This is a genomic window from Sinorhizobium sp. Y406, from assembly GCF_058732025.1.
Genome location: NZ_CM178974.1, coordinates 3,226,683 through 3,251,934, shown reverse-complemented (window position 1 = coordinate 3,251,934; position 25,252 = coordinate 3,226,683). Strand labels below are relative to the sequence as shown.

At 63.9% G+C, this 25,252-nt stretch carries 16 protein-coding genes; 9 read left to right on the top strand and 7 right to left on the bottom strand.

Translation table 11 applies throughout. The features are described from left to right. The first annotated feature begins 111 nt into the window (after positions 1–111). Complete coding sequence (gene acs, locus AC4P1R_RS15315) at positions 112–2,061, top strand: acetate--CoA ligase (RefSeq protein ID WP_069458868.1); 1,950 nt, start codon at positions 112–114, stop codon at positions 2,059–2,061. Between the two features lie 109 nt (positions 2,062–2,170). Here the strand turns inward: acs and AC4P1R_RS15310 are convergent, their stop codons facing one another. Next, positions 2,171–2,425 (bottom strand): DUF1674 domain-containing protein, encoded by a 255-nt coding sequence (locus AC4P1R_RS15310; protein WP_069458867.1) that lies wholly within the window; start codon positions 2,423–2,425, stop codon positions 2,171–2,173. A gap of 122 nt (positions 2,426–2,547) precedes the next feature. On the opposite strand from AC4P1R_RS15310, the gene htpX reads away from it, so the two are divergent. The 4 genes from htpX to purH all read left to right on the top strand — a co-directional run bounded on the left by htpX (position 2,548) and on the right by purH (position 8,665). Next, positions 2,548–3,507: a zinc metalloprotease HtpX gene (gene htpX / locus AC4P1R_RS15305; RefSeq protein WP_069458866.1), complete on the top strand. Its 960-nt coding sequence runs from the start codon at positions 2,548–2,550 to the stop codon at positions 3,505–3,507. Beyond that, positions 3,507–4,919 (top strand): RsmB/NOP family class I SAM-dependent RNA methyltransferase, encoded by a 1,413-nt coding sequence (locus AC4P1R_RS15300; RefSeq protein ID WP_069458865.1) that lies wholly within the window; start codon positions 3,507–3,509, stop codon positions 4,917–4,919. The genes htpX and AC4P1R_RS15300 overlap by 1 nt, the downstream gene beginning before the upstream one ends. Positions 4,920–5,230: 311 nt before the next feature. Beyond that, positions 5,231–6,916 (top strand): heparinase II/III family protein, encoded by a 1,686-nt coding sequence (locus tag AC4P1R_RS15295; protein WP_492177165.1) that lies wholly within the window; start codon positions 5,231–5,233, stop codon positions 6,914–6,916. 138 nt (positions 6,917–7,054) lie between these two features. Next, positions 7,055–8,665, top strand: a complete 1,611-nt coding sequence (gene purH / locus AC4P1R_RS15290; RefSeq protein WP_069458863.1) for a bifunctional phosphoribosylaminoimidazolecarboxamide formyltransferase/IMP cyclohydrolase — start codon at positions 7,055–7,057, stop codon at positions 8,663–8,665. 101 nt (positions 8,666–8,766) lie between these two features. Here the strand turns inward: purH and AC4P1R_RS15285 are convergent, their stop codons facing one another. Together AC4P1R_RS15285 and AC4P1R_RS15280 are read right to left on the bottom strand one after the other, a co-directional pair. Next, entirely contained in the window at positions 8,767–10,134 is a 1,368-nt protein-coding gene (locus tag AC4P1R_RS15285) for an MFS transporter (RefSeq protein WP_069458862.1), read from the bottom strand. A gap of 234 nt (positions 10,135–10,368) precedes the next feature. Further along, positions 10,369–15,156 carry an NAD-glutamate dehydrogenase gene (locus AC4P1R_RS15280; protein ID WP_069458861.1) on the bottom strand — a complete coding sequence of 1,596 codons (4,788 nt, stop codon included), beginning with the start codon at positions 15,154–15,156 and terminating at the stop codon, positions 10,369–10,371. Positions 15,157–15,540: 384 nt separating this feature from the next. On the opposite strand from AC4P1R_RS15280, the gene pdxY reads away from it, so the two are divergent. Both pdxY and AC4P1R_RS15270 read left to right on the top strand, forming a co-directional pair. Beyond that, positions 15,541–16,422, top strand: coding sequence for a pyridoxal kinase PdxY (gene pdxY, locus AC4P1R_RS15275; protein ID WP_069458860.1), 882 nt, complete (start codon positions 15,541–15,543; stop codon positions 16,420–16,422). Positions 16,423–16,565: 143 nt separating this feature from the next. Continuing rightward, entirely contained in the window at positions 16,566–17,213 is a 648-nt protein-coding gene (locus AC4P1R_RS15270; protein ID WP_069458859.1) for a carbonic anhydrase, read from the top strand. A 146-nt stretch (positions 17,214–17,359) separates the two neighbouring features. Here the strand turns inward: AC4P1R_RS15270 and AC4P1R_RS15265 are convergent, their stop codons facing one another. The 4 genes from AC4P1R_RS15265 to leuB all read right to left on the bottom strand — a co-directional run bounded on the left by AC4P1R_RS15265 (position 17,360) and on the right by leuB (position 22,037). Beyond that, entirely contained in the window at positions 17,360–18,181 is an 822-nt protein-coding gene (locus tag AC4P1R_RS15265; RefSeq protein ID WP_069458858.1) for a lytic murein transglycosylase, read from the bottom strand. 309 nt (positions 18,182–18,490) lie between these two features. Further along, positions 18,491–19,525, bottom strand: a complete 1,035-nt coding sequence (locus AC4P1R_RS15260; protein ID WP_069458857.1) for an aspartate-semialdehyde dehydrogenase — start codon at positions 19,523–19,525, stop codon at positions 18,491–18,493. A gap of 499 nt (positions 19,526–20,024) precedes the next feature. Next, positions 20,025–20,729, bottom strand: a complete 705-nt coding sequence (locus AC4P1R_RS15255; protein ID WP_069458856.1) for a phosphatase PAP2 family protein — start codon at positions 20,727–20,729, stop codon at positions 20,025–20,027. Between the two features lie 195 nt (positions 20,730–20,924). Next, positions 20,925–22,037 (bottom strand): 3-isopropylmalate dehydrogenase, encoded by a 1,113-nt coding sequence (leuB, locus tag AC4P1R_RS15250; protein WP_151611793.1) that lies wholly within the window; start codon positions 22,035–22,037, stop codon positions 20,925–20,927. 186 nt (positions 22,038–22,223) lie between these two features. Between leuB and AC4P1R_RS15245 the strand changes: the two genes are divergently transcribed. Together AC4P1R_RS15245 and AC4P1R_RS15240 are read left to right on the top strand one after the other, a co-directional pair. After that, positions 22,224–22,865: a LysE family translocator gene (locus AC4P1R_RS15245; protein ID WP_069458854.1), complete on the top strand. Its 642-nt coding sequence runs from the start codon at positions 22,224–22,226 to the stop codon at positions 22,863–22,865. 88 nt (positions 22,866–22,953) lie between these two features. Further along, a complete protein-coding gene (locus tag AC4P1R_RS15240) occupies positions 22,954–25,026 on the top strand; it encodes a M3 family metallopeptidase (protein ID WP_151611792.1) in 2,073 nt (690 codons plus the stop codon). Positions 25,027–25,252: the final 226 nt, after the last annotated feature.

Sequence of the window (25,252 nt, the reverse complement as noted above, 5' to 3'; positions counted from 1 at the left end):
GCTATGAATCGTCCAAGCGGGTGGCGAAGAACGCCGCCCCGGAGCGGAATGCCGGATTTTCCGCATGCATTCCGCCCCGTAACAGCGACCGAAATGCGCAGGGAGGAAAATATGTCCGTCACGACCTATCCGGTCCTGGAATCGGCCAAGAGCCGGACACTGCTCGACAACGACACCTATCTGAAGTGGTATCAGGAAAGCGCCGCCGATCCGGCCGGTTTCTGGGGCAAGCACGGCAAGCGGATCGATTGGTTCGAGCCCTATACGAAGGTCAAGAACACGTCTTTCGACGGCGATGTCTCGATCAAATGGTACGAAGACGGGTTCACGAACGTTTCCTACAACTGCATCGACCGCCATCTTGAGGAGCATGGCGACAAGACGGCGATCATCTGGGAGGGAGACAATCCCTACGTCGACAAGAAGATCACCTACAAGGAGCTTTACGACAAAGTCTGCCGCCTTGCGAACGTGCTCAAGAAGCACGGCGTCAAGAAGGGTGATCGCGTCACCATCTACATGCCGATGATCCCGGAAGCGGCTTACGCGATGCTTGCCTGCGCCCGCATCGGCGCCATCCACTCGGTCGTTTTCGGCGGCTTTTCGCCGGAGGCTCTGGCCGGCCGCATCGTCGATTGCGAGTCCACTTTCGTGATCACCTGCGACGAGGGCGTGCGCGGCGGCAAGCCGGTGCCGCTCAAGGAGAATACGGAGAAGGCGATCGACATCGCCGCCAAACAATATGTCATGGTCAACAAGGTGCTGGTCGTGCGCCGCACCGGCGGCAAGGTTCCGTGGGCGCCGGGCCGTGACCTCTGGTTCCACCAGGAGATCGCCACGGTCGAGCCGGACTGCCCGCCGGAGAAGATGAGCGCGGAGGATCCGCTGTTCATCCTCTACACCTCCGGCTCGACGGGCAAGCCGAAGGGCGTGCTGCACACGACCGGCGGCTACCTTGTCTATGCCTCGATGACGCATCAGTATGTCTTCGATTACCAGGACGGCGACATCTACTGGTGCACGGCGGATGTCGGCTGGGTGACCGGCCATTCCTACATCGTCTACGGCCCGCTCGCCAACGCCGCGACGACGCTGATGTTCGAAGGCGTGCCGACCTTCCCGGACGCCGGCCGCTTCTGGGAAGTCATCGACAAGCACAAGGTCAATATCTTCTACACGGCGCCGACGGCGATCCGCTCGCTGATGGGCGCCGGCGACGACTTCGTGAAGCGCGCGTCGCGCTCGTCGTTGCGGCTGCTCGGCACGGTCGGCGAACCGATCAACCCGGAAGCCTGGGAATGGTACTACCATGTGGTCGGTGACGAACGCTGCCCGATCGTCGACACCTGGTGGCAGACGGAAACCGGAGGCATTCTGATCACGCCGCTGCCGGGTGCGACGGATCTCAAGCCCGGTTCGGCGACGCGGCCCTTCTTCGGCGTACAGCCGCAGCTCGTCGACAACGAGGGCAATGTGCTCGAAGGCGCTGCGGACGGCAATCTTTGCCTTACCGATAGCTGGCCGGGACAGATGCGCACGGTCTATGGCGACCACGAGCGCTTCGTGCAGACCTACTTCTCCACCTACAAGGGCAAGTACTTCACCGGCGACGGCTGCCGCCGCGATGAGGACGGCTATTACTGGATCACCGGCCGCGTCGACGACGTTCTGAACGTCTCCGGCCACCGCCTCGGTACGGCCGAGGTGGAATCGGCGCTCGTCTCCCATCCTCTCGTTACGGAGGCGGCGGTGGTCGGTTATCCGCATTCGATCAAGGGGCAGGGCATCTATTGCTATGTCTCGCTGATGGCGGGGGAAGCCGGCAGCGACGAACTACGCCAGGAACTCGTCAAGCATGTGCGCTCGGAGATCGGCCCGATCGCCACGCCGGACAAGATCCAGTTCGCTCCGGGCCTGCCGAAGACCCGCTCGGGCAAAATCATGCGGCGCATCCTGCGCAAGATCGCCGAGGACGATTTCGGCTCGCTCGGCGACACCTCGACACTCGCCGATCCGACGGTGGTGGACGACCTGATCGCCAATCGCCAGAACCGTGCGTGATAAAATGTCCGGGCCGCTGAAGGGGCCCGGACATTCCCAGGTGAGAAAATTAGCCGGATTCCTCCCGGGATCCACGTCCCGGCGATTGATTCGGGCGCGCAACGACCCGTCAGAAATCGATCGCTCTGCCCTTGATCTCCCAGTCGCCGAAGCGCGCCGGGTCCAGTCCGCCGCGGCCGCCGAGCTCCTTCGGGATCTCCTTCGGTTCTACAGCCTGCCGTCTCTCTTCCGCTTCCCTGAGAGCGCGCAGTGCTGCCGGCGGTAGCGGCCGCACCGGTCGATCGGGCGAATTGTCGTTGCTGTTCTGCATGTGACGGTCGGATTCCCTGACGATATTGAAGAGCCGAGGTTTCGACCCCATCATATAATGAGTTCCCGCCTGCGCGGGAACCCTGATTCACGTGAAACGTTCGTAGCACATCGGAGCGCTGGCTTGGGCCGCGCACCCGATACGCCCGACGAAGAAGGAACGCCTGGAGCCGATCCATGAACCTCATTCGCACCGCCATGCTGCTTGCCTTCATGACCGTCCTGTTCATGGCCGTCGGCTTTGTCATCGGCGGCAGGGGCGGCATGATGATCGCCTTTGTGCTCGCCGCGGCGATGAATTTCTTCTCCTACTGGAATTCCGACCGCATGGTTTTGAGCATGTATCGCGCCCAGGAGGTCGACGCGCGCCGCGCCCCGGAATATTACGGCATCGTCCGTGAGCTCGCGAAGAATGCCGGCCTGCCGATGCCACGCGTCTATATCATCGACAGCCCGCAGCCGAATGCTTTCGCCACCGGCCGTAATCCGGAGAATGCGGCGGTCGCCGCGTCCACCGGCCTTTTGCAGTCCCTGTCTCACCAGGAAGTCGCCGGTGTGATGGCGCATGAGCTGGCGCATGTCCAGAATCGCGACACGCTGACGATGACGCTGACCGCGACCCTTGCAGGGGCGATCTCCATGCTCGGCAATTTCGCCTTCTTCTTTGGCGGCAATCGCGACAACAACAATCCTCTCGGCTTCATCGGCGTGTTGATCGCGATGATCGTCGCGCCGCTCGCGGCCGCCCTGGTGCAGATGGCGATCAGCCGCACGCGCGAATACTCCGCCGACCGGCGGGGCGCCGAGATATGCGGCAATCCGCTCTGGCTCTCCTCGGCGCTCGGCAAGATCGCCCGGGCCGCCCATGTCGTCCACAATGACGATGCGGAACGCAATCCGGCGACGGCGCACATGTTTATCATCAACCCGCTGTCGGGCGAGCGGATGGACAACCTCTTTTCGACCCATCCGAATACGGAAAACCGTATCGCGGCGCTCGAGAGAATGGCGCGGGAGATGTCGACGGGCTCGACGGGCGCGGGCGGCCCTGATATTGCAACGCGCAAATCGCGCTCTGTCCCGAGAACCGGCTGGGGTCGCGGTGGTTCCGAACCGCCGAAAGGCCCCTGGTCCTGATGCCTGAAGATAACAAGAACGATTCACATCCGAAACGACCCCGATCAAGCAAGACGTTCCACAGGGGCGGCGTGCGATCCGGCTCTGTCGCGGCCGGCAAGCCCGGCTTGCAGAGCCGCCAGGCCGCCGCCAAGATCCTGGCGGCCGTCGTCGACCGCAAGACGCCGCTCGACGGCATGCTCGATCAGGAGCACGGCAATCCCGCCTATCGGGCCCTGAACGATGCCGACCGGGCGCTCGTGCGTGCCATCCTCAATTCCGCGCTCAGGCACCTGCCGCGGATCCGGGCGGCAATCGGTTCGCTTCTGCAGACGTCCCTGCCGGAAGGCGCGCGCGCCCTCGAGCATGTGCTGACGGTTGCCGCCGCGCAAATCCTCTATCTCGATGTTCCCGATCATTCCGCCGTCGATCTGGCGGTCGAACAGGCGCAAGCGGATCCGCGCAACCGTCGCTTCGCGAGCCTCGTCAATGCGGTGCTCCGGCGGCTGTCGCGCGAAAAGGAGGACGTTCTCGCGCGGGTGCAAAGCATTCCGGCAATGCCGGGCTGGTTCCGCGACCGGCTCGTCGCGTATTATGGCCGCGAACAGGCGGACAGGATATCGGAAGCGCAGCTTGTTCCCGCCGCCATCGATCTCACGGTCAAGGCCGACAACGCGTCCTGGGCCGAGCGCCTCGGCGGCACGGTCCTGCCGACGGGCTCAATCCGGCTCCCGGAATTTTCCGGGTCGATTCCGTCCTTGCCGGGCTTTGCCGAGGGCGCCTGGTGGGTGCAGGACGCGGCAGCTTCGATCCCGGCGCGGCTCTTCGGCGATCTTGCCGGCAAGGCCGTGCTCGATCTCTGCGCCGCCCCGGGCGGCAAGACGGCGCAGCTCGTTCTTGCCGGGGCAAGCGTGACGGCGCTCGACCACTCCTCCAGCCGGCTGCGGCGGCTCGAGAGCAATCTTGCGCGGCTCGGGCTTGAGGCCCGGACGAAAGAGATCGATATGGCCGAGTTCCAGCCGGAAGAGCTGTTCGATGCGGCGCTCCTCGATGCTCCCTGCTCCTCCACCGGGACGACCCGGCGCCACCCGGACGTGCTCTGGACCAAGGGGCCGGAGGACATCGACAAGCTTGCGCGGCTGCAGGAGAAGCTGCTGCGGCACGCGCTGACCGTCGTCAAACCCGGAGGAACCGTGGTCTTTTCCAATTGCTCGCTCGATCCTCGCGAGGGCGAGGAGGTGGTCGAGCGCGTCGTCGCCGACGGCCTGTGCGAACGGCTGCCGATCGCCGCCGCCGACTGGCCGGGGCTCGAGACGGCGGTCACCGCGCTTGGCGAGTTCCGTACGACACCGGCGATGCTGCCGCTCGCCCCTCCCTTTGCCGGCGGGCTCGATGGGTTCTACGCCGCGGTCCTACGTCGAAGCCTCGGCTGAGCCTGGAAGCTACGGCGCCGCGTCTCTTCAGGCGCTCGGAAATCGGGTGCGATGTTCCAAAGCAAAGATGCGCAGGTTGAAAGGTTTTGTGCATTCAGGAGGCCGCACGGCCATTTGCCCCGTCGACAGCTGTTTCGCCGCGACGATTGACGCTCCGCGAGCAGGCGCCTAACAATGGCACATCGGTTGATAGAATCTTAATCATTTCCAAGCCGTATCCGACCCAGGAAGGGATCCGGCGCAACCGGGCGAGTGCCGCTCGCGCGCTTCGAAAGGGTCCGTTGCATCAACGAGGAAACCGACGGGCGCCGATGCTGTTTTCCAGTGAACGAAGGCTCCTTTACCTGTATCTGCGCGAAGGCTGGCGTCGCTTTTCGCGCGGACTCTCGCTCGGGCGCATGGCGGCGCTCCGTTTTGCCGGCTCGACACCTGACCGCCTGATCGTCGCTCCGACGGATCTGAGAGCCATCGATCCCTTCGTGGCGGAGGAGATTCTTCAGGGCCGGTACCCGCTTGGCGGTCGTGCGCTCGACACGGAGGGCGATTCGCCCTTCGAGATCGACCTGCCGTCACGTGCCTTTGCGATGAAGTTGCATTCTTTTACCTGGCTGCGCCATCTTCGCGCCGTGCGCGAGGAAGCCGGATTCGTCAAGCTCCGGCAGATCATCGATGACTGGATCGCCAGCCACGGGCGAAACATGGGCGGCATCTCGTGGGAGGCGGATGTGGTGGCGCAGCGCATCATCGCCTGGCTGTCCCACTCGCCGGTGGTGCTGCGCAACGCCGAGCGCGGTTTCTATCGACGCTTTCTGAAAAGCCTGGCATTGCAGGTGCGGTACCTCCGGCATATCGCCGAGACCCTGCCTGATGGCGAGGCGCGGCTTCGGGTCCGCATCGCGCTCGCGGTCGCCTCCGTGTCCATGCCCGCCTCGGCCTCGGTGATCCGCAAGGCATCGCGCCGTCTCGATCTCGAGCTCGACCGCCAGGTTCTGCCCGACGGTGGCCATTTTTCCCGCAATCCGCGGGCCGGGCTCGAATTGCTGCTCGATCTGCTGCCGCTGCGCCAGACCTATGTCAATCTCGGCCACGACGTGCCGTCCCGGCTGATACCCTGCATCGACCGGATGTATCCGGCGCTGCGGTTCTTTCGTCACCAGAGCGGCGAGCTGGCGCTCTTCAACGGCGCCACCTCGGTGCTCGCCCACGAGCTCGCCTCGGTGCTGCGCTATGACGAAACGGCGGGCGAGCCGTTCCGTTCGTTGCCGCACATCCACTTCGAGCGGCTCTCGCTTGGCGATACCGCCATCATCGTGGACACGGGCCGCCCGCTTTCGGTCGATCTGTCGCGCACGGCCCATGCGGGCTGCCTCTCTTTCGAGATGTCTTCGGGGCGGAACCGTTTCATCATCAATTCCGGCGCACCGAAATTCGCCGGCGAACGATTCCGCCAGATGGCGCGCGCAACTGCCGCCCACTCGACGGTGACCGTCAACGACACCTCTTCGCTGCGCTTCTCGAAATCGAAATTCCTCGGTCCCGTCGTGACGAGCGAGCTGCCACGGGTCGTCGTCGAACGAAAGGACGAGCCCGGCGTGATCGACGCCGTCCGGGCAAGCCATGACGGCTATCTCGCCTTGTTCGGCCTGATCCACGAACGCGACATCGGAATCTTGAACGGTGGCCGCCTTGTCCGCGGCCGCGACCGGCTTTCGCGGGAGGATGGGCGTGAGCCGGATGCGGCCCATGCCGCACTCGCCGTTGCCCGTTTTCACGTCCATCCATCGATCGGCATGCGCCGGCACAGCGACAGCGAGATCTATCTCACGGCACCTGATGGCGAGGGTTGGCTCTTTGCCTGCCGTGACGGCGAAGTGGCGATCGAGGAGGACGTCTTCTTCGCCGATCCATCCGGCATTCGGACGTCGTCGCAGATCACCGTCACCTTTACTGTAGAATCGCAGCCGGAAATTCAATGGACCTTGATCTGCGAAGGGTAGGCATGGGGCGTCCCGCTATTTTCCCCTGCGTGCCGCGGCGACGGTTTCTTCCCGTGGGAAGCTGTGCTAACGGGCAGCCATCCCAACCGCCGGAACCGTTCCCTGCAGGCGTCCGGCGCTGCCAAAGGAGCAAGGTTGATGGCTGTCGCCTCCAAGAAAATCCCCGCCCCGGACGAGGTCCGGATCAAAACCGCCCTCCTCTCCGTCTCCGACAAGACCGGCGTCATTGAGCTCGCCCAGGCTCTGCACGAGAAGGGCATCCGGCTGATTTCGACCGGCGGCACGCACAAGGCGATTTCCGCAGCCGGGCTTCCTGTCAGCGACGTTTCGGAACTGACCGGCTTTCCGGAGATCATGGACGGCCGCGTCAAGACGCTTCACCCGAATGTCCATGGCGGCCTGCTTGCCATTCGCGATGACGCCGAGCACACGGCGGCAATGGACGAACACGGCATTGCGGCCATCGACCTTGCCGTCATCAATCTCTATCCCTTCGAAGAGGTGCGCGCTGCCGGCGGCGACTATCCTACGACGGTCGAGAACATCGACATTGGCGGCCCGGCCATGATCCGCGCTTCGGCCAAGAACCATGCCTATGTGACGATCGTCACCGATCCGGCCGACTATCCGCTGCTCCTCGAGGAGATTGCCAGCGGCACCACGCGCTACGCCTTCCGCCAGAAGATGGCAGCGAAGGCCTATGCTCGCACCGCCGCTTACGATGCTGCGATCTCCAATTGGTTCGCCGAGGCGCTGGATACGCCCATGCCGCGTCACCGCGTGATCGGCGGCGTGCTCAAGCAAGAAATGCGCTACGGCGAAAATCCGCACCAGAAGGCCGGCTTCTACGTGACGGGCGACAAGCGCCCCGGGGTCGCGACCGCAAGCCTTCTGCAGGGCAAGCAGCTCTCCTACAACAATATCAATGACACGGACGCGGCCTTCGAGCTGGTCGCCGAATTCCTGCCGGAAAAGGCGCCGGCCTGCGCGATCATCAAGCACGCCAACCCCTGCGGCGTCGCCACGGCGCCGACCCTTTCCGAGGCCTATCGCCGGGCGCTCGCCTGCGATTCCACCTCGGCCTTTGGCGGCATCATCGCCGTCAACCAGGAGCTCGATGCGGAAACGGCTGAAGAGATCGTCAAGCTCTTCACCGAGGTCATCATCGCCCCGGCGGTGAGCGAAGAAGCACGCCTGATCATCGCCCGCAAGCCGAACCTCAGGCTGCTGGCTGCCGGCGGCCTGCCGGATCCGCGTGCGCCGGGTCTTTCCGCCAAGACGGTCGCCGGCGGTCTGCTCGTGCAGACGCGCGATCACGGCATGGTCGAGGATCTGGAGCTGAAGGTGGTGACCGAGCGTGCGCCGACGGCGCAGGAGCTCGAGGACATGAAGTTCGCCTTCAAGGTGGCGAAGCATGTGAAGTCGAATGCCGTCGTCTACGCCAAGGACGGTCAGACCGCCGGCATCGGTGCAGGGCAGATGAGCCGTGTCGACTCCGCCCGTATCGCCGCCATCAAGGCGGAGGATGCAGCCAAGGCACTGGGTCTCGCCGCGCCGCTGACGCGCGGCTCCGCCGTCGCCTCCGAGGCCTTCCTGCCCTTCGCCGACGGGCTTTTGTCGGCGATTGCCGCCGGCGCCACCGCAGTCATCCAGCCGGGCGGCTCCATGCGCGATGACGAGGTGATCGCCGCGGCAAACGAGCACGATGTGGCGATGGTGTTCACGGGGATGCGGCACTTCCGGCATTGACACGGGGGCCGTTGATATCGCCGAGGGGTGCGACGCTCAACAGGGCGTCGCATTACAGTGTCGGCACCTTTTCAGACCCGCGGCACTGCAGCGGCGGGTTCCTATTCCGGCCGGTTGGCTGGATAGGGCGTGCGCAGCAGAATAACGAGACCGCCGGCGAGGAAGGCGACCAGCGCCATCATGCCGATCCGTGCCGAACCCGTCATCATCGTGATCGTTGCCACCGATGCGGGTGCCAGGAACGAGGTGGCCCGCCCGGACAGCGCATAAAGTCCGAAATAGCGCCCGGCCTCGTCGAGCGAGACGCTGCGGGCGAGATAGGAGCGTGACGAGGCCTGCACCGGGCCGAAGGCGATGCCGACCAGCAGGCCGTAGAGGATATACGCCTTCTCGGCGGCCGTGCCGAAGAGCCCGCCGGAATCGTCGGTCGGCAGCGTCACCAGTCCGAACAGCGTGAAGCCGGGGCCGGTCGAGACGATGCCGAGCGTGGCGATGGTAAGGCAGACGAGGCTGGCGACGACGATCGCCTTGGAGCCAAGCCGCACGTCGAGCCGGCTGGCATAGAGGCAGCCGAAGATGGCGACCACGTTCAGGATAATGCCGTAGAGGCCGAGTTCCATCGTCTGCCAGCCGAACATGCCGGCGGCAAAGGCGCCGCCAAGCGCAATCAGACCGTTGACACCGTCCTGGTAGATCATGCGCCCGATCAGGAAGCGCAATATCCCTGCCCGTTGCCTGAGCTCCGCGAGCGTGCCCTTGAGCTCGCGGAGCCCCGTCGCCGTCGCCTTGGCAAGCGAGCTCGTCGCCTTGCCTGCATCCGGGGTGAACAGGAACATCGGCAGGATGAAGATCAGGTACCAGACGGCCGCGATCGGGCCGGTGATGCGGGCATCCTCGCCCTTCGCCGGATCGAGGCCGAAGAGGGGATCGAGGCCGAGCGCCGTCTTGCCTGTCTGCGGATTGCCGGCAAGGAACGCGACGACCGCGATCAGCACGATCATGCCGCCGAGATAGCCGAGCCCCCAGGCGACGTTGGAGATTCGCCCCACCTCTTTCTCGCTGACGAGACGCGGCATCATCGAATCGTTGAAGACGATGGAGAATTCGGCGGCGACGGTCGCCAGCGCGAGGAAGATCGCCGGATAGAGAAGCGGCGAGCCGGGCACGGCGAACCAGAGCATCGCCAGCGCGGCGATCTTGATCGCGGCAAAGACGCCGATCCACGGCTTACGGGGTCCGGTCGCGTCAGCGACGGCGCCGAGCACCGGCGAGAGCAAGGCGATGACGATGCCGGAAACGGTAAGCGTATAGCCCCAGATCGCCTGCCCCTCGGCGGGATCGGCGGCGAGCCGGGAAACGAAATAGGGTGCGAAGATGAAGGTCGTGACGACGGTGAAGAAGGGCTGCGCGGCCCAGTCGAAGAGCATCCAACCGGCAATGCCGAGCCGCGGGACCCTGCGCCGTTCCATTGCCTGTGTGGCCACGATCTCCAAGTTTGCCCTCCCCGCTCCAGCATGACTGCGACATCCGGCAATCCACGAGCGCCACAGCGACCTTTGCGCGTCTGCAAAGACGCGCGTCGCTGCAATACGCACTACACCGCAGAGCCCGATCACGCCAGCGGCGGAACGGGCAACGCGAATGCGCTTCAAGCCGAAACGGGAACCAAGTCCCTCCGGGCCGCAAAACCCGGAGGGACTGTGTCATTTCGCCCTGCCGCGTGCAAGGTCGCTGAGGAGGCCGGCGGCCACCGCTACCTTGGCGAGCGTCGTCTCGCCCTTTTCGGTTAGCAGCCTCAGCTGGTCGCGGACGCTCAGAACGCGTTCGCGATCCTGCTCCTCCCACGCCAGAACAGGGTTCCGATCGCCCTTGTGCTCGACGAGGGCGGCGATGGTGATGTCGCGGCGGGCGGTGGCGATATCGGCAACAGCGCGCGAGAGCGCCATCGCCTCGAATTGCTCTACGGCGGGTACGCGGTCGGCGGCGGCCAGCAGGTGGTTGATCCGGAGATTTTCCGTGACGGCGAAATAGCCCTGGGCCGTGCGGTTCAGCGGTTCGCCGGTCACCGCAGCGATCTGCATGATCTCCGGCACAAGGGTCATCAGCGACAGTTCCGCGATCTCCGTGGCGAGCTTGGCCGGCACGCCGCTCTCGATGTAGGCCGCCGATCTCAGCTGTGCCTCCTCGGCGCTCTCGCTGGAGATTGCCGCGCGCGTCGTGGCGCGGAGCTTCTGGAGCCCGTCCCTGAGGCGCTGAACTGCCTCGGTGACCGGTCCCTCCGCAGCGCGGGTGCGCAGCGCCCTTTCGGTGACGAGCGCGAATATCCGCCCGACTTCCTGATAGAGCCGGTTCTGGACGATGCCGCCGATCTTGTTGTCGAGTGCGTCGATCTCGCCGTAGATTCGCGGCAGATCGAAGCCGTCGAGCGCCAGTACGGCTGCCTTGACGACGTCGGCAGGCAGGAAGCCGGTCGCGTCCGTCAGCGTCGAGACGAAAGCCGGCCCGCCACGGTTGATCGCTTCGTTCGCGAGCATCGTCGCGACGATCTCGCGGCGCAGCCGGTGCCCCTGGATATCGCTCGCGTAGGCTTTGCGCATTTTTGCCGGAAAGTAGCGCTCGAGCGTCGCGGTGAAGTAGACGTCGTCCGGAAGATCGCTCTTGATCAGTTCATCGAATAGCACGAGCTTTGCGTAGGAGAGCAGGACGCCGATCTCGGGCCGTGTCAGCGGCTTGCCCGCCTGGTAGCGCTCGGCCATGGCCTGGTCCGATGGCAGCGTCTCAACCTTGCGGTTGAGGTGACCGTCGGCCTCGAGCCGCTCCATCAGCCGCGCCAGCGGCGTGCGATTGCCAAGGTCGTGCATCTCCGTCAGCGAGATTGCGAGCGATTGCTGATAGTTGTTGCGCAGCACAAGATGGGCCACCTCGCTGGTCATGGCGGCAAGCAGCGTGTTGCGCTTGGGCCGTGTCAGGCGCCCGTCGCGCATGGCCGAGGCAAGCGCGATCTTGATATTGACCTCGACGTCTGAGGAATTCACGCCAGCCGAATTGTCGATCGCGTCGGAATTGCAGCGCCCGCCATTGAGCGAATAGCCGATGCGGCCCTTCTGGGTGACGCCGAGATTGGCGCCTTCGCCGATCACCCGGGCGCGCACCTCTTCCGCCGTGACGCGGATCGGATCGTTGGCGCGGTCGCCGACCTCGGCATCCGTCTCGTTGCTGCCCCGCACATAGGTGCCGATGCCGCCGAACCAGAGAAGGTCGACCGAGCTCTTCAGAATGGCGTTCATGATCTCGAAGGGAGTCGCCTTCTGCCTGTCGATGCCGATCGCCGCCATGGCTTCGGGCGTCAGCGTCACCAGCTTGTCGGCGCGGGAAATGATCATGCCGCCCGGCGAAAGCGACTTGCGGTCGTAATCCTGCCAGCTCGAGCGCGGCAGGGCGAACATGCGCTTGCGCTCGGCGAAGGAGAGATCGGTATCCGGATTTGGATCTATGAAGATGTCACGGTGATCGAAGGCGGCAATCAGCCGGATCTTTTCCGAAAGCAGCATGCCATTGCCGAAGACGTCGCCGGACATGTCGCCGACGCCGGCAACCGTGAAGGGCGTCGCCTGGATGTCGATGTCCATCTCGCGGAAGTGCCGCTTGACCGCCTCCCAGGCGCCGCGGGCGGTAATTCCCATCTTCTTGTGGTCGTAGCCGGCCGAGCCGCCGGAGGCGAAGGCGTCGTCGAGCCAGAAGTCCGCCTCCTGCGCCAGCGCGTTCGCCGTGTCCGAGAAGGTTGCGGTTCCCTTGTCGGCGGCCACGACGAAATAGGGGTCGTCGCCGTCAAGCCGCACCGTGTCCTCAGGCGGAACCACATCCGGGCCGACGATGTTGTCGGTCACCGACAGAAGGCTGCGGATGAAGGTCTTGTAGGCTTCCGTCCCGGCCCTGAACACGTCATCGCGGGTGCCGCCGGCGGGAAGCTGCTTCGGGTAGAAGCCGCCCTTGGCGCCGACGGGGACGATGACCGCGTTCTTCACCTGCTGCGCCTTGACGAGACCCAGCACCTCGGTGCGGTAGTCCTGCGCCCGGTCGGACCAGCGGAGCCCGCCGCGCGCCACCTTGCCGAAGCGCAGGTGCACACCCTCGACCTCGGTGCCGTAGACGAAAATCTCCCGGAAGGGGCGCGGTTCCGGCAGGCCCTCGAGCGCCTTCGGATCGAGCTTGAAGGCGAGCACGGGCCGCGGCCTGCCTTCCGCATCCTTCTGAAAATAGTTGGTCCTGAGCGTCGCCTGAACTGCATTGACGTAGCGGCGCAGGATGCGGTCCTCGTCGAGGCTCGGCACGGCCGAGAGCGCCTCCTCGATCGCAGCCAGCACGGCGTTGGTCTTCTTCACGCGCGACTTCGGCTCGACCCTCGGATCGAGCCGCGTGGTGAACAGGCGGAAGATGTCGGCGGCAATCGCCGGATACTTGTTCAGCGTGTCGGCTATGTAGCCCTGCGAATAGGTGATGCCCGCCTGGCGCAAATAGCGCGCATAGCTGCGCAGCACCGTCACTTCCCGTGCGGTCAGGCCCGCCAAAAGGACCAGCCGATTGAAATTGTCGTCCTCAATCGTGCCGTCCCAGGCGGCGAGGAACGCCTCCTCCAGCGCCATGCCGGCCTTGGCGAGGTTGACCGTATGCCCGTCACGATGAAGGAGCTCCATGTCGTGCAGCACGACGTTGCACTGCTCCTGCGCATGGGCACGCACGCCGATATCGTAAGTCTGCTCGCTGATCACGCGGAAGCCGAGGTTTTCGAGCAGCGGCACGCGGCGGGAGAGCGAGACCGGGTGGTTTGCGTGGAAGATCTTCAGTTCCAGCGCGTCCGGCCTTTCGCCATGGCGGTGATAGAAGGAGATGCGGATCGGGTCGTCGCTCTTGCAGGCCGACATGTCGCCAAGGTCAGCATAGGCTTCGGCAGGCGTAAACGCGGCCTGATAGGCCTCGCCCGCGGAAAGCTCGATGCCTTCGTTGCGGGCGAGCAGGTTGAAGCGGTCGATCCAGCGCGTGACGATGGTGCGCACCGCATCCTCGAGCTTGGCCTGCGGGACGCGCGGCGTCTTGCCGCCCGAGCGGCCGATGATGAAGTGCACGCGCGCCAGCCCGCCTTCCGGGAAGGCCGGATAATAGGCGGAGACCCGGCCGTCATAGACGGCTTTCAGGTAATCGCCGATCTTCTCGCGGACGCTGGAATCATATTGCTCGCGCGGTACGTATATGATGACGGAGACGAAGCGGTCGAAATGGTCGATGCGCGGCAGAACGCGCACCCGCGGCCGGTCGCCGAGCTCGTTGATCTGTTCGCAGAAGGCGGCGAGAAGCCCGACATCGATTTGAAACAGATCGTCCCGCGGATAGGATTCCAACGTGTTTGCCAGGGTCTTGCCGGAATGGCTCTGCGGGTCGTAGCCGAAATGGTCGATGATCTTCTCGATCTTGTGTCTAAGCAGCGGAATCTCCGCCGCCTGGCGGGTGTAGGCGCTCGAGGTGAAGAGGCCGACGATGCGCAACTCGCCGACGACATTGCCGGACGTGTCGAAGCGCTTGACGCCAATGTAATCCATATAGGCGCGGCGATGCACGACCGACTTCACATTCGCTTTGGTGACGATCAGGAAGTCCGGACCCTCGAGGAAGGCGAGGATCTCCGGCGTCGTGAACACGGCGTCGTTGCCTTGCCTAAGGACGCGTACCTCGGGATTGGAGAGAATGCCGAGACCCCTGCCCTTGCCGCGTTCGACCGTCGCGTTCTCGCCCTTACCGGAATAGGTGTATTCGCGCATGCCGAGGAAGGTGAAGTTGTTGTCCCTTAGCCAGCGAAGGAACGCGAGCGCCTCGTCACGGTCGCTCTTTTTGCGCGAGGCGTGGTAATCCTCGAGCTCGCGCATGACCTGGTCGAGCAGCGCCGTCATGGCCGGCCAGTCGTGCACCGCCTGATGCACCTGCTCCAGGACGTCAGTGATGCGTTTGCTGAGCGAGCGCTCCTCGATCGGCGTCAGCTTGCCGAGGTGGATCTGAATATGGCTGACGCGGTGCGCCGGATCGCTTTCCTCGTCCGGATCGAAAAGTTTGACCGGCTTGCCCGGTTGCATGAGGAGGATCGGGTGGATGGCAAGGTGAATGTCGCGATGGGTGCTCGTTACCTCGCCCATGACCGAGTCATAGAGGAACGGCATGTTGCGCTCGGTGATGGCGATGATCGAAACCTCGGTCCCGCCTGGCGCCACTCCGGGCACCGTTTCCACCGAAACCTGCGGCTTGCCGCCGTCCCAGCGGGCCAGTTCCTTGCGGGCGTGCGCGGCGGTCAGAGCCAGCATATCCGGCGAATAAAGGTCGAGGTCGTCATTGCTCGCGCCTCCGAAGAGGATCTCCGGCGGCAGAGTGTCGACGCCGATCTTGCCCACCGCTGCCCGGGCGGCATCGATGTGCCGATCTCGCTTCGGATTGTATTTCACGCCCATGAAGTCGCTCCCCAAATATGATAGACGAACCTATCAGAACCATGGCCAATGGCGATCGTTTTATGACGGATTTGGGCAAAATCGAGCCTGTTCTTGGAGAATTTCACGTAGAATCGACCTAAATCCATTTAAACCAGGCGCGATTTTACAGAAATCTCTCCAAAAACGGCGCAAACGAACGAAAACACCGGACGGCGCCGAAACACGGACCCGGTCGCCCCTCGACATCCCGTTGACACCGCTTCGGCAGTCGGCGATCACAGCTTGCAGTGTCGAGCGGCTTTTCCGAGCGCAAAGATCGCTGCAGCACCTCGATATCCTACATGTCCTTTAATCGAGGTCGAGTTCGGGACATGAAGTGGAACAGAGCCCAAGGATCGCCTGATGTCTGAAATTCCTGCCGCGCCCGGCGCCGTCATCGTCATCTCCAGCCACGTGGTTCGCGGCACGGTCGGCAACCGCGCGGCGGTATTCGCGTTGGAGACGCTCGGGCATCTCGTCTGGGCGTTGCCGACGGTCATCCTGTCATGGCATCCCGGCCATGGCCGTGCGACGCGGGTGACGATCTCCGATGCGGAGTTCCGGTCGATCATCGACGATCTTATCGATGCGCCGTGGATCGGCGAAGTGCGCGCGGTGCTTTCCGGCTATCTCGGAACACCCGGCCAGGCCGAGGAAGTCGCGCGGCTGGTAACGGCGCTGAAGCACCGCAATCCCGAGCTTTTCTACGCCTGCGACCCGGTGATCGGCGATTCGAACGGACTCTATATCCCGGCCGAGAGTGCCTTCGCCATTCGTGACCGGCTGCTGCCGCTTGCTTCATTGGCAACGCCGAACCGTTTTGAACTTTCCTGGCTGGCGGGTGCGGAACTCGACACGAACGCGGCGATCCTCGAGGCGGCACTCGGCCTCGGGCCGCCGCGGGTGCTCGTCACATCGGCGGTCGCGATGATGAACGGCGGCACCGGCAACCTCTATCTGTCCGGTCGCCATGCCCTGCTCGCCGAGCATCGGCTGGTCGAGAATCCACCGAACGGCGCGGGTGACCTGCTGTCGGCCGTCTTTCTTGCGCGGCTCCTGCAGGGTCTTTCCGAGGAGCGCGCGCTGCAAATGGCGACCGCCAGCATATTCGAGGTCATCGCACGCACCGCCAAGCGCGGCGCCGACGAGTTGACGCTTGAACAGGACGCCTCAAGCCTCGCGACGCCGATGGCCATGGTGCAGATGCGCCGCCTCATGCATCCGGGCCAAATGCGACGGAAATAGGCGGGGGCGGGCACAAAAGAAATGTCTGATGAAGGCAATTTATCCTTTCGGGCACGCAAGGCTCGCTGTAACACTTCGACGCTCCATGCTACCCGAGTAGCCATAGAGCAGTGTTTGATGCAGTGGATGACACGGGGTAACTGATGGAGAAGCAGAGCTTTCCGGAAAATCTCCTGGCCGGCTACCGCAATTTCATGGGCGGCCGTTTCAGCGAACAGCAGCAACGCTACCGGACGCTCGCCGAGAGCGGGCAAAAGCCGACGACGATGGTGATCGCCTGCTGCGATTCGCGCGCCGCACCGGAGACGATCTTCGACAGCGGCCCGGGTGAGCTTTTCGTCGTTCGCAATGTCGCCAATATGATGCCGCCCTACGAGCCAGACGGGCATTATCACTCGACCTCCGCCGCTCTGGAATTCGCGGTCCAGTCGCTGCGCGTCAGCGATATCGTGGTCATGGGCCACGGCCGCTGCGGCGGCATCAAGGCGGCGCTCGATCCGGATGCGGAGCCGCTTTCTCCCGGCGATTTCATCGGCCGCTGGATGCACCTGCTGAAGCCTGCTGCGGAGCAGATACAGAGCTACGACTACATGACCCAGTCGGAACGCCAGCGGGCGCTCGAGCGCGTGTCGATCCGCAACTCGGTGGCCAATCTGAGGACCTTTCCTTGCGTTCAGGTGCTTGAGGCCAAGGGAAAGCTGCGGCTCCATGGCGCCTGGTTCGATATCTCGACCGGCGAGCTCTGGGTCATGGACGCGAAGACCGGCGATTTCGTCCGGCCCGGGACATGAGACGATACGCAGATTCAAAGAGTTACAGCGCCGCGCGTCTGAAAGACGCGCGGCGCTGTACTGCTGTAAGCGGCGGTAGCCCTTCGTCCAGACCCCCTCCCCACAGGTGGGTGGGGAGAGGATGACCGGCGTGTGATCGTTCCTCTTCAGTCGCCGTCGATCTCGGAGGCGATGATGGCGATTGCCTGCTGGTAGACGCTGGCGGCGTTCCAGCCCTGGATGGCGACGAAATTCGGCTCGCCGGGCCGGTAGCCGGCGCCCGGCTGCCAACCGTGGCCGCGCAGGAAATTCGCGGTCGAGGCCAGCGCATCCGCCTTTGAGTGGACCATGTCGATGTGTCCGTCGCCGTCGCCGTCGACGCCATATTTCAGGACGTTCAGCGGCAGGAACTGCGTCTGGCCGATTTCTCCATGGGCGGCCCCGCGGGCAGACGGGCTCAGATCACCGCGGCCGACAAGCTGGATGGCGGCGTAGAGCTGTTCGGTGAAATAGGCGGAGCGGCGGCAGTCATAGGCAAGGGTGGCGACGGCTGACAGCGTGTGTTCCTTGCCCAAAAACGAACCGAAGCCGGTCTCCATGCCCCATATGGCGATCAGCGGACCAGCCGGGACGCCATAGCGCCGCTCGATCGAGGCGAAGAGCTTGGCATGCTGCGCGCGCATCTTGCTGCCGCGCGAAATGATCACCTGGCCGCCCCGCTTCTGCATGAATTGGTCGAGCGAGAGCTTGAAGCTCTTCTGTCCGCGGTCGGCACGGATGGTTGCCCGGCTGTATGAAACGCTGCCGAGTGCCTGATCAAGCACGGACTGGCTGATGCCGTTGCCGGCGGCCTCGCGCTTGAATTCTTGCACCCAGGCCGAAAACCGGCCGCCGTCATTGCCGCATTGTGCCGCGAAAGCGGCCGTGGGAACGACCGCCACTGAGATGAGGGCCGCGAGCCCCGCCGCTGTGCGCTTCATCTTGTACATGAGATACCCCGTCATTGCCCGTCTGTTGTGTTCAAGAAAATGCTGATACCGGCTCGGTCAACCGCCGTCCGGCCGGCCGCCATGGTTTCACGTGAATCCATGGCCGGCGCAGTTCTTTGGCGTCGCGCGTCCCGTCAGACACTCAAAGGCCGCCATTGCCCCGCTGCGTTCCTTGCCCTCCAATCGAGGTCGATTTAAGGAAACATGCAGTGGAAAGGCGGAGCGAGAGGAGAGCCGCCGTTCTTTTCCCGCTCCGCCGCTTCGCGCGCGCCCGGACCGTGACGAACCGGCGGCCAACCGCTCGCCGCCTCAGGCGGCTTGGCTGCGCGGCTTGATCAGGCCGCGGTTAACCAAAAGCTCGGCGATCTGGACGGCATTGAGTGCCGCACCCTTGCGGAGGTTGTCGGAGACGACCCACAGATTGAGGCCGTTCTCGACGGTTGCGTCTTCGCGGATGCGCGAGATGTAGGTCGCGTCTTCGCCGGCGCATTCATAGGGCGTCACGTAGCCGCCGTTCTCGCGCTTGTCGACGACCAGGCAACCCGGTGCCTCGCGCAGGATTTCGCGTGCCTCGTCGGCGGTGATTTCCTTTTCGAACTCGATATTGACCGATTCCGAATGGCCGATGAAAACCGGAACGCGCACGGCGGTGCAGGTCAGCTTGATCTTCGGGTCAAGCATCTTCTTGGTTTCGGCGAGCACCTTCCACTCTTCCTTGGTGTAGCCGTCCTCCATGAACACGTCGATATGCGGAATGACGTTGAAGGCGATTCGCTTGGTGAATTTCTTGCTCTCGATCGGGTCGGCCACGAAGACGGCACGCGTCTGGTTGAAGAGTTCGTCCATGCCGTCCTTGCCGGCACCGGACACCGACTGATAGGTGGAGACGACCACGCGCTTGATCGTGGCGCGCTCGTGCAGCGGCTTCAGCGCGACGACGAGCTGGGCCGTCGAGCAATTCGGGTTGGCGATGATGTTCTTCTTGGTGAAGCCGGAGATCGCATCCGGATTGACCTCGGGCACGATCAGCGGCACCTCGGCGTCGTAGCGCCAGGCAGAGGAGTTGTCGATCACGACGCATCCCTGCTGACCGATCTTCGGCGAATATTTCAGCGAAACCGCACCGCCGGCCGACATCAGGCAGATGTCCGTATTGGAGAAATCATAGGTTTCGAGATTGGAGACCTTCAGCGTCTTGTCGCCGTAGGAGACCTCGGTGCCGACGGAACGCGAGGAGGCGAGCGCCACAACCTCGTCTGCAGGAAACCCACGTTCTGAAAGGATATTCAGCATCTCCCGGCCGACATTGCCGGTGGCGCCTGCGACTGCAATCTTGAAACCCATGATCAAAGCTCTCTTTCTGTCTCTCCTCGTTGGGTGGAGGGGAGCCGCGCGGTTTTCGCCCGCGAGGTTCCTGTCCCCGGCCTTACCGGGGAGAGAGCGGAGGGCCAGAGACGTCAGACGGTTTTTGTCGTCGTTTTGGCCGTTGTTTTGCTAGCGAGCGAGAAAAGGCGAATCCGCCCGGCGGCAGGGGCCGGCAGGATCGGCTGAGCGATGGACGCAAGAATCGGTCCCATGGCGGTTTCCTCGTTCGCCGCTGCTCATACCGGCTTTTCGGCAAGAGTCAAGCCGCAGACAAGCCGGCATCAATTCTCGGAGCCGATGCCAAAACCCGCGCGTCCCTTTTCGACGAAACGAAAGTCATAGGACGAAAGCATCCCTGCCTTGCTGGACGCGCTTCTGGCATCCTCTTCGTCCGAGACTGCCGCCTCGTGCGTCTTACCGGACGTGCGGCTTTGTAAGAGACTCTCCCACTTCCGGCGCGGCCTGCCGCGCCGGCGTTTTATTGCGGCTCGTCCCGCGCAGCGGTTTGCGCGGGCCCTGACACCGGCCAGCCATTGGCTCCCCTTCGGAAATGCCATCCCTGCCGAGCAAAGAGGAAGGCAAACATCACCGCTGTCCAAAGACCGAGCAGCAGGCCGGCGGCCACATCGCTCGGGTAGTGGGCGCCGACGATCACGCGCGAGGCGCCGATCGTCACGGCGAAGACGAAGAATAGCGGCCGGAACCGCGGCATCAGCATCGCAAAGGCACCGAACAGGGCACCGGCCGCGGTCGAGTGGCCGGAGGGGAAACTCTCGAACACCCGCTCACCGGCGAAAGGTGTCAGACTGTAGGCGCCATAGTCTTGCAAAAGCTCCGGGCGGGCGCGGCCGATCAGAAACTTCAGCCCGTGAACCAGAACGCTGGCGGTGCCGATCGTCAGGAAGAAATAGGCGGAAAGGCTGCGCGCCGTTCGCGCTTGCTGCCGTACCGTCTCGCGCTTAGCGGTGCTGTTGGCGATGAAAGCGACGAGAAAGAGGAGAGCGGACGCGTAAACCATCCAGGCGAATGTGCCGAAATCGGTAATCATTCGGTTGAAGTCGACGATTTCTTCCGGCAGGCCCTTTGCCCATTCGGACAGATACGCGTCGAAGGGTACCAGCGCCAGTATGAGAACGATTGTGGTCAGCAGGATCCAGACGGTCGAGGAAAGCGGTTGCCTCATGTCACTCCTTCTCCGTTCGCTGCCATGGATTTGGAAGCGGAGAGGGCGAAATCAAGGAACCTGTCGCAATTTCAAAGTGCTACAGCGCCTTTGCGCCTCTGAGTGCATTTGAGAAGACGTGCGGCGCTAAAGAATGCAAGACACCTCCGGCGAAACCGGAGGTGTTGAAGTGGCTTCGGGCCGTTCTCTCCGAATTCAGGCCGCAAGCGCCCTGAATTCGGCCAGGATCGCATCGCCCATCTCGGTGGTGCCGACCTTGCGGCAGCCTTCCGCCATGATGTCGCCGGTGCGGATGCCCTTGTCTAGCACCTTGGCAATCGCTTTTTCCAGGTTGTCGGCTTCCTTCACGAGGTTGAAGGAATAGCGCAGGCACATGGCGAAGGAGGCGATCATGGCGATCGGGTTGGCGATGCCCTTGCCGGCGATGTCGGGTGCCGAGCCGTGCACCGGCTCGTAGAGCGCCTTGCGCTTGCCGGTCTTGGCATCCGGTGCGCCGAGCGAGGCCGACGGCAGCATGCCGAGCGAACCGGTGAGCATGGCGGCGACGTCGGACAGCATGTCGCCGAACAGGTTGTCGGTGACGATCACATCGAACTGCTTCGGCTGGCGCACGAGCTGCATGCCGCCGGCATCAGCCAGCATGTGCTCGAGTTCGACGTCCGGATATCTCGCCTTGTGTGTCTCGGTGACCACCTGGTTCCAGAGCACGCCCGACTTCATGACGTTGCGCTTTTCCATCGAGCAGACGCGGTTCTTGCGGGTGCGCGCCAGCTCGAAGGCGACGCCGGCAATGCGCTCGATCTCGTAGGTGTCGTAGACCTGCGTGTCTATGCCGCGCTTCTGGCCGTTGCCGAGGTCGATGATCTCCTTCGGCTCGCCGAAATAGACGCCGCCGGTCAATTCGCGCACGATGAGGATATCGAGGCCCTCGACCAGTTCCGGCTTCAGCGAGGATGCGCTGGCAAGTGCGGGATAGCAGATCGCGGGGCGCAGGTTGGCGAAGAGCTCGAGATCCTTGCGCAGACGCAGCAGGCCCGCTTCCGGCCGCACCTCATAGGGAACCGCATCCCATTTCGGTCCGCCGACGGCGCCGAAGAGTACGGCATCGGCGGCAAGCGCCTTCGCCATGTCCCCTTCCGAGATCGCCGCGCCATGGGCGTCATAGGCGGAGCCGCCCACAAGGCCCTCGTCCGTCACGAAGCCGGTGCCGAGCTCGGCGTTCATGTAGTCGATGATTTTGCGGACTTCCGCCATGGCTTCCGGGCCGATGCCGTCGCCGGGCAGAAGGAAGAGATTGCGCACAGTCATGGATAGTCCTTCTTGGGGGGGAACTCGGCCGCGTTCTTAGCGCAACTTCGTATCGAGGGAAATCGCGCCGGCGAAAGATTTGTGCGCGCCTTCTCACCGTCGACTGTCGGTCCTGCCCCAACCGACGTTTCCGCTTGACGAAATCGCGCGCCGCCGCTCGAATGATTGCGAACGGGGATATCCGAAATGTCCGAGACGCTTCTTGTTGGTGCCTTTCTCGCAGCGCTTTCCTATACGCTGATCCCCGGCCCCGCCTTCCTGGCGCTGCTCGGCATCGGCGCCGGCCAGGGCCGAAGGGCCGGCGCGCTCTTCATGGGCGGCCACCTTGCCGGCGACATTCTCTGGTCGACAATGGCGCTCGTCGCCATCGTCGGCGCCCGGTCGATCGGCACGACGATCTTCGACGTCCTCGGTCTCATCTGCGGAGCCTATCTCGCATGGATCGGCTGGACCGCGCTCAACGCCCAACCGACGGGCGAAGACCGGGCGCTCCTGGCCGTCGAGCGGCCGCTCAGGCGCGGGCTCGTCTTCGGGCTCACCAATCCCAAGGGCTATCCGGTGGCGCTCGCGACCTTCACCGCGCTTCTCGCGGGATCCGCCAATGCGCTGGAATTCAATGCGCTGCCGATGCTGCTTGCCGTGTCGCTGATCGGCTTCCTCCTGGCCGATGTAATCCTGATCGCGATCATCGGCGCTTCGGTCGTGCGCCGCTTCTACCGCCGTCACGAGCTCACGATCGTCCGGCTTTCCGGCCTCGTCTTCATCGCCTTCGCGGCGCAGGCGGTCTGGCACGCGGCGCCCGGCCTTTTCGGCGTGCGGAGGCCTTGACGACCAGGCGTCCATCAACCACTTCAAGCATCTCAGCCGGCCGGCTGAGCGCCGAGGCGCACCGGTCCCGCATGTGAAAGGAATCTTCATGGCCGCCAACGCTTCGCTCAATCCCGCCCTCGTGAACTGGACCGGACACGAGGGCCTGCCACGGTTCGAGGCGATCATGGACGAGGATTTCGGACCCGCTTTCGATGCGGCGCTCGCGAGCCACGAGGCGGAGATCGAAGCAATCGCCAACAATCCGGAGCCGCCGACCTTCGAGAACACCGTCGTCGCGCTGGAGATTGCCGGAGATGAACTTTCGCGCGTCTCGGCGCTCTTCTGGAACAAGGCGGGCGCCCACACCAATGACGTGATCCAGGCGCTCGAGCGCGAAATCGCGCCGAAGATGTCGCGGCACTATTCGAAGATCGGCACGAATCCCGTGCTCTTCGCCCGCATCGATGCGCTCTGGGAGAGGCGCGAGCAACTGGGGCTCGACCTCGAGGCGACGCGTGTCCTCGAGCGCCACTGGAAGGGTTTCGTCAAATCCGGGGCGAAGCTCGACAGGCCCGATCAGGAGCGCCTTGCCGCAATCAACGAGAGGCTTGCCGGACTCGGAGCGAGGTTCGGCCAGAACGTGCTCGGGGACGAGAAGCTGTGGGCGCTGATGCTTGCGAGCGAGGAGGAACTGGCGGGCCTGCCGGATTTCCTCCGGGACGCCATGGCGGCGGCGGCGCGCGACCGGGGAGAGGACGGCAAATATGCGGTGACGTTGTCGCGCTCGATCATCGAGCCTTTCCTGACCTTCTCGGACAATCGTGACCTGCGCGAGCAGGCGTTCAAGGCCTGGATCGCCCGCGGCGAAAATGGCGGCGATACCGATAACCGCGCCATAATCGCCGAGACGCTGTCACTCCGGGCGGAAAAGGCGAGGCTGCTCGGCTACGAGAATTACGCGGCGTTGAAGCTGGACGACACCATGGCGAAGACGCCCGAGACGGTGAACGGCCTCCTGATGCAGGTCTGGGAGAAGGCGGCCGCACGCGCCCGCGAGGAAGAGGCGGAGCTTGCGAAGCTCATCGCCGCCGAAGGACGAAACCACGAGGTCATGCCCTGGGATTGGCGGCACTATGCCGAAAAGCTGAGGGCCCGGACATTCAGCTTCTCGGAAAGCGAACTGAAGCCCTATCTGCAACTCGAGAAGATCATCGACGCCTGTTTCGCCGTCGCTCATCGCCTGTTCGGTATCACGGCCACGGAGAAGAAGGGCCTCGCCGCCTATCACCCGGATGTCCGCGTTTTCGAGATCCGCGATGTCCAGGGCAAGCTGGTTGCGCTGTTCCTTGGCGACTATTTCGCCCGCTCCTCCAAGCGATCCGGCGCCTGGATGAGCTCGTTCCAGTCGCAGCACAAGCTTCGGCTCAAGAACGGCACGACCGGCGAAATCCCGATCATCTACAATGTCTGCAATTTCGCGAAGCCCGCCGACGGCAAGCCGGCGCTGCTTTCGCTCGACGACGCCCGCACGCTGTTCCACGAGTTCGGGCACGCGTTGCACGGCATGCTCTCCAACGTCACCTATCCGTCCGTGTCCGGCACCGGCGTTTCGCGCGATTTCGTCGAATTGCCGTCGCAGCTCTATGAGCACTGGCTGACCGTGCCGGACATCCTCAAAACCTATGCCGTGCACTACCGGACCGGCGAGCCGATGCCCGAGGCGCTGCTCGAAAAAGTACTCGCCGCCCGGACTTTCAATTCCGGCTTCGCGACGGTGGAATTCACCTCGTCGGCGCTCGTGGACATGGCCTATCACACGGCGGAGGCGGGCTCGGACCCGTTGGCGCTGGAGGCGGCGACGCTCGAAAGGATCGGCATGCCGACGTCGATCGTCATGCGCCATCGCAGCCCGCATTTCCTGCATGTCTTTTCAGGCGACGGCTATTCCGCCGGCTACTATTCCTACATGTGGTCGGAGGTGCTCGACGCCGACGCCTTCGCCGCCTTCGAGGAAGCCGGCGACCCCTTCGATCCGGAAATGGCGGCCAGACTCAAGGCCCACATCTATTCCATCGGCGGCGCGATCGACCCGGAAGATGCCTACAAGGCCTTCCGTGGCAAGCTGCCGAGTCCGGACGCGATGCTGGCGAAGAGGGGACTGGCGGCGCCGGTACTCTGAAGAGGCGGGACGCGCCAAACGCTTGCCCCTCCCCAACCCCTCCCCACAGCCCCCCACAGGTGGGAAGGGCTCTTTCGGCGGCACCGTTTCCCCAAATCTCGCCTGTTGCGACAGACGCTAAGGGTAATGGGGATCGCAGGCGATCGCCGCGGACTCCAAGCCCCTCCCACCTGAGGGGAAGAATTGGGGAGGGTGTATCCCACTGTAGGAGCCGGCGTGTAGGGCC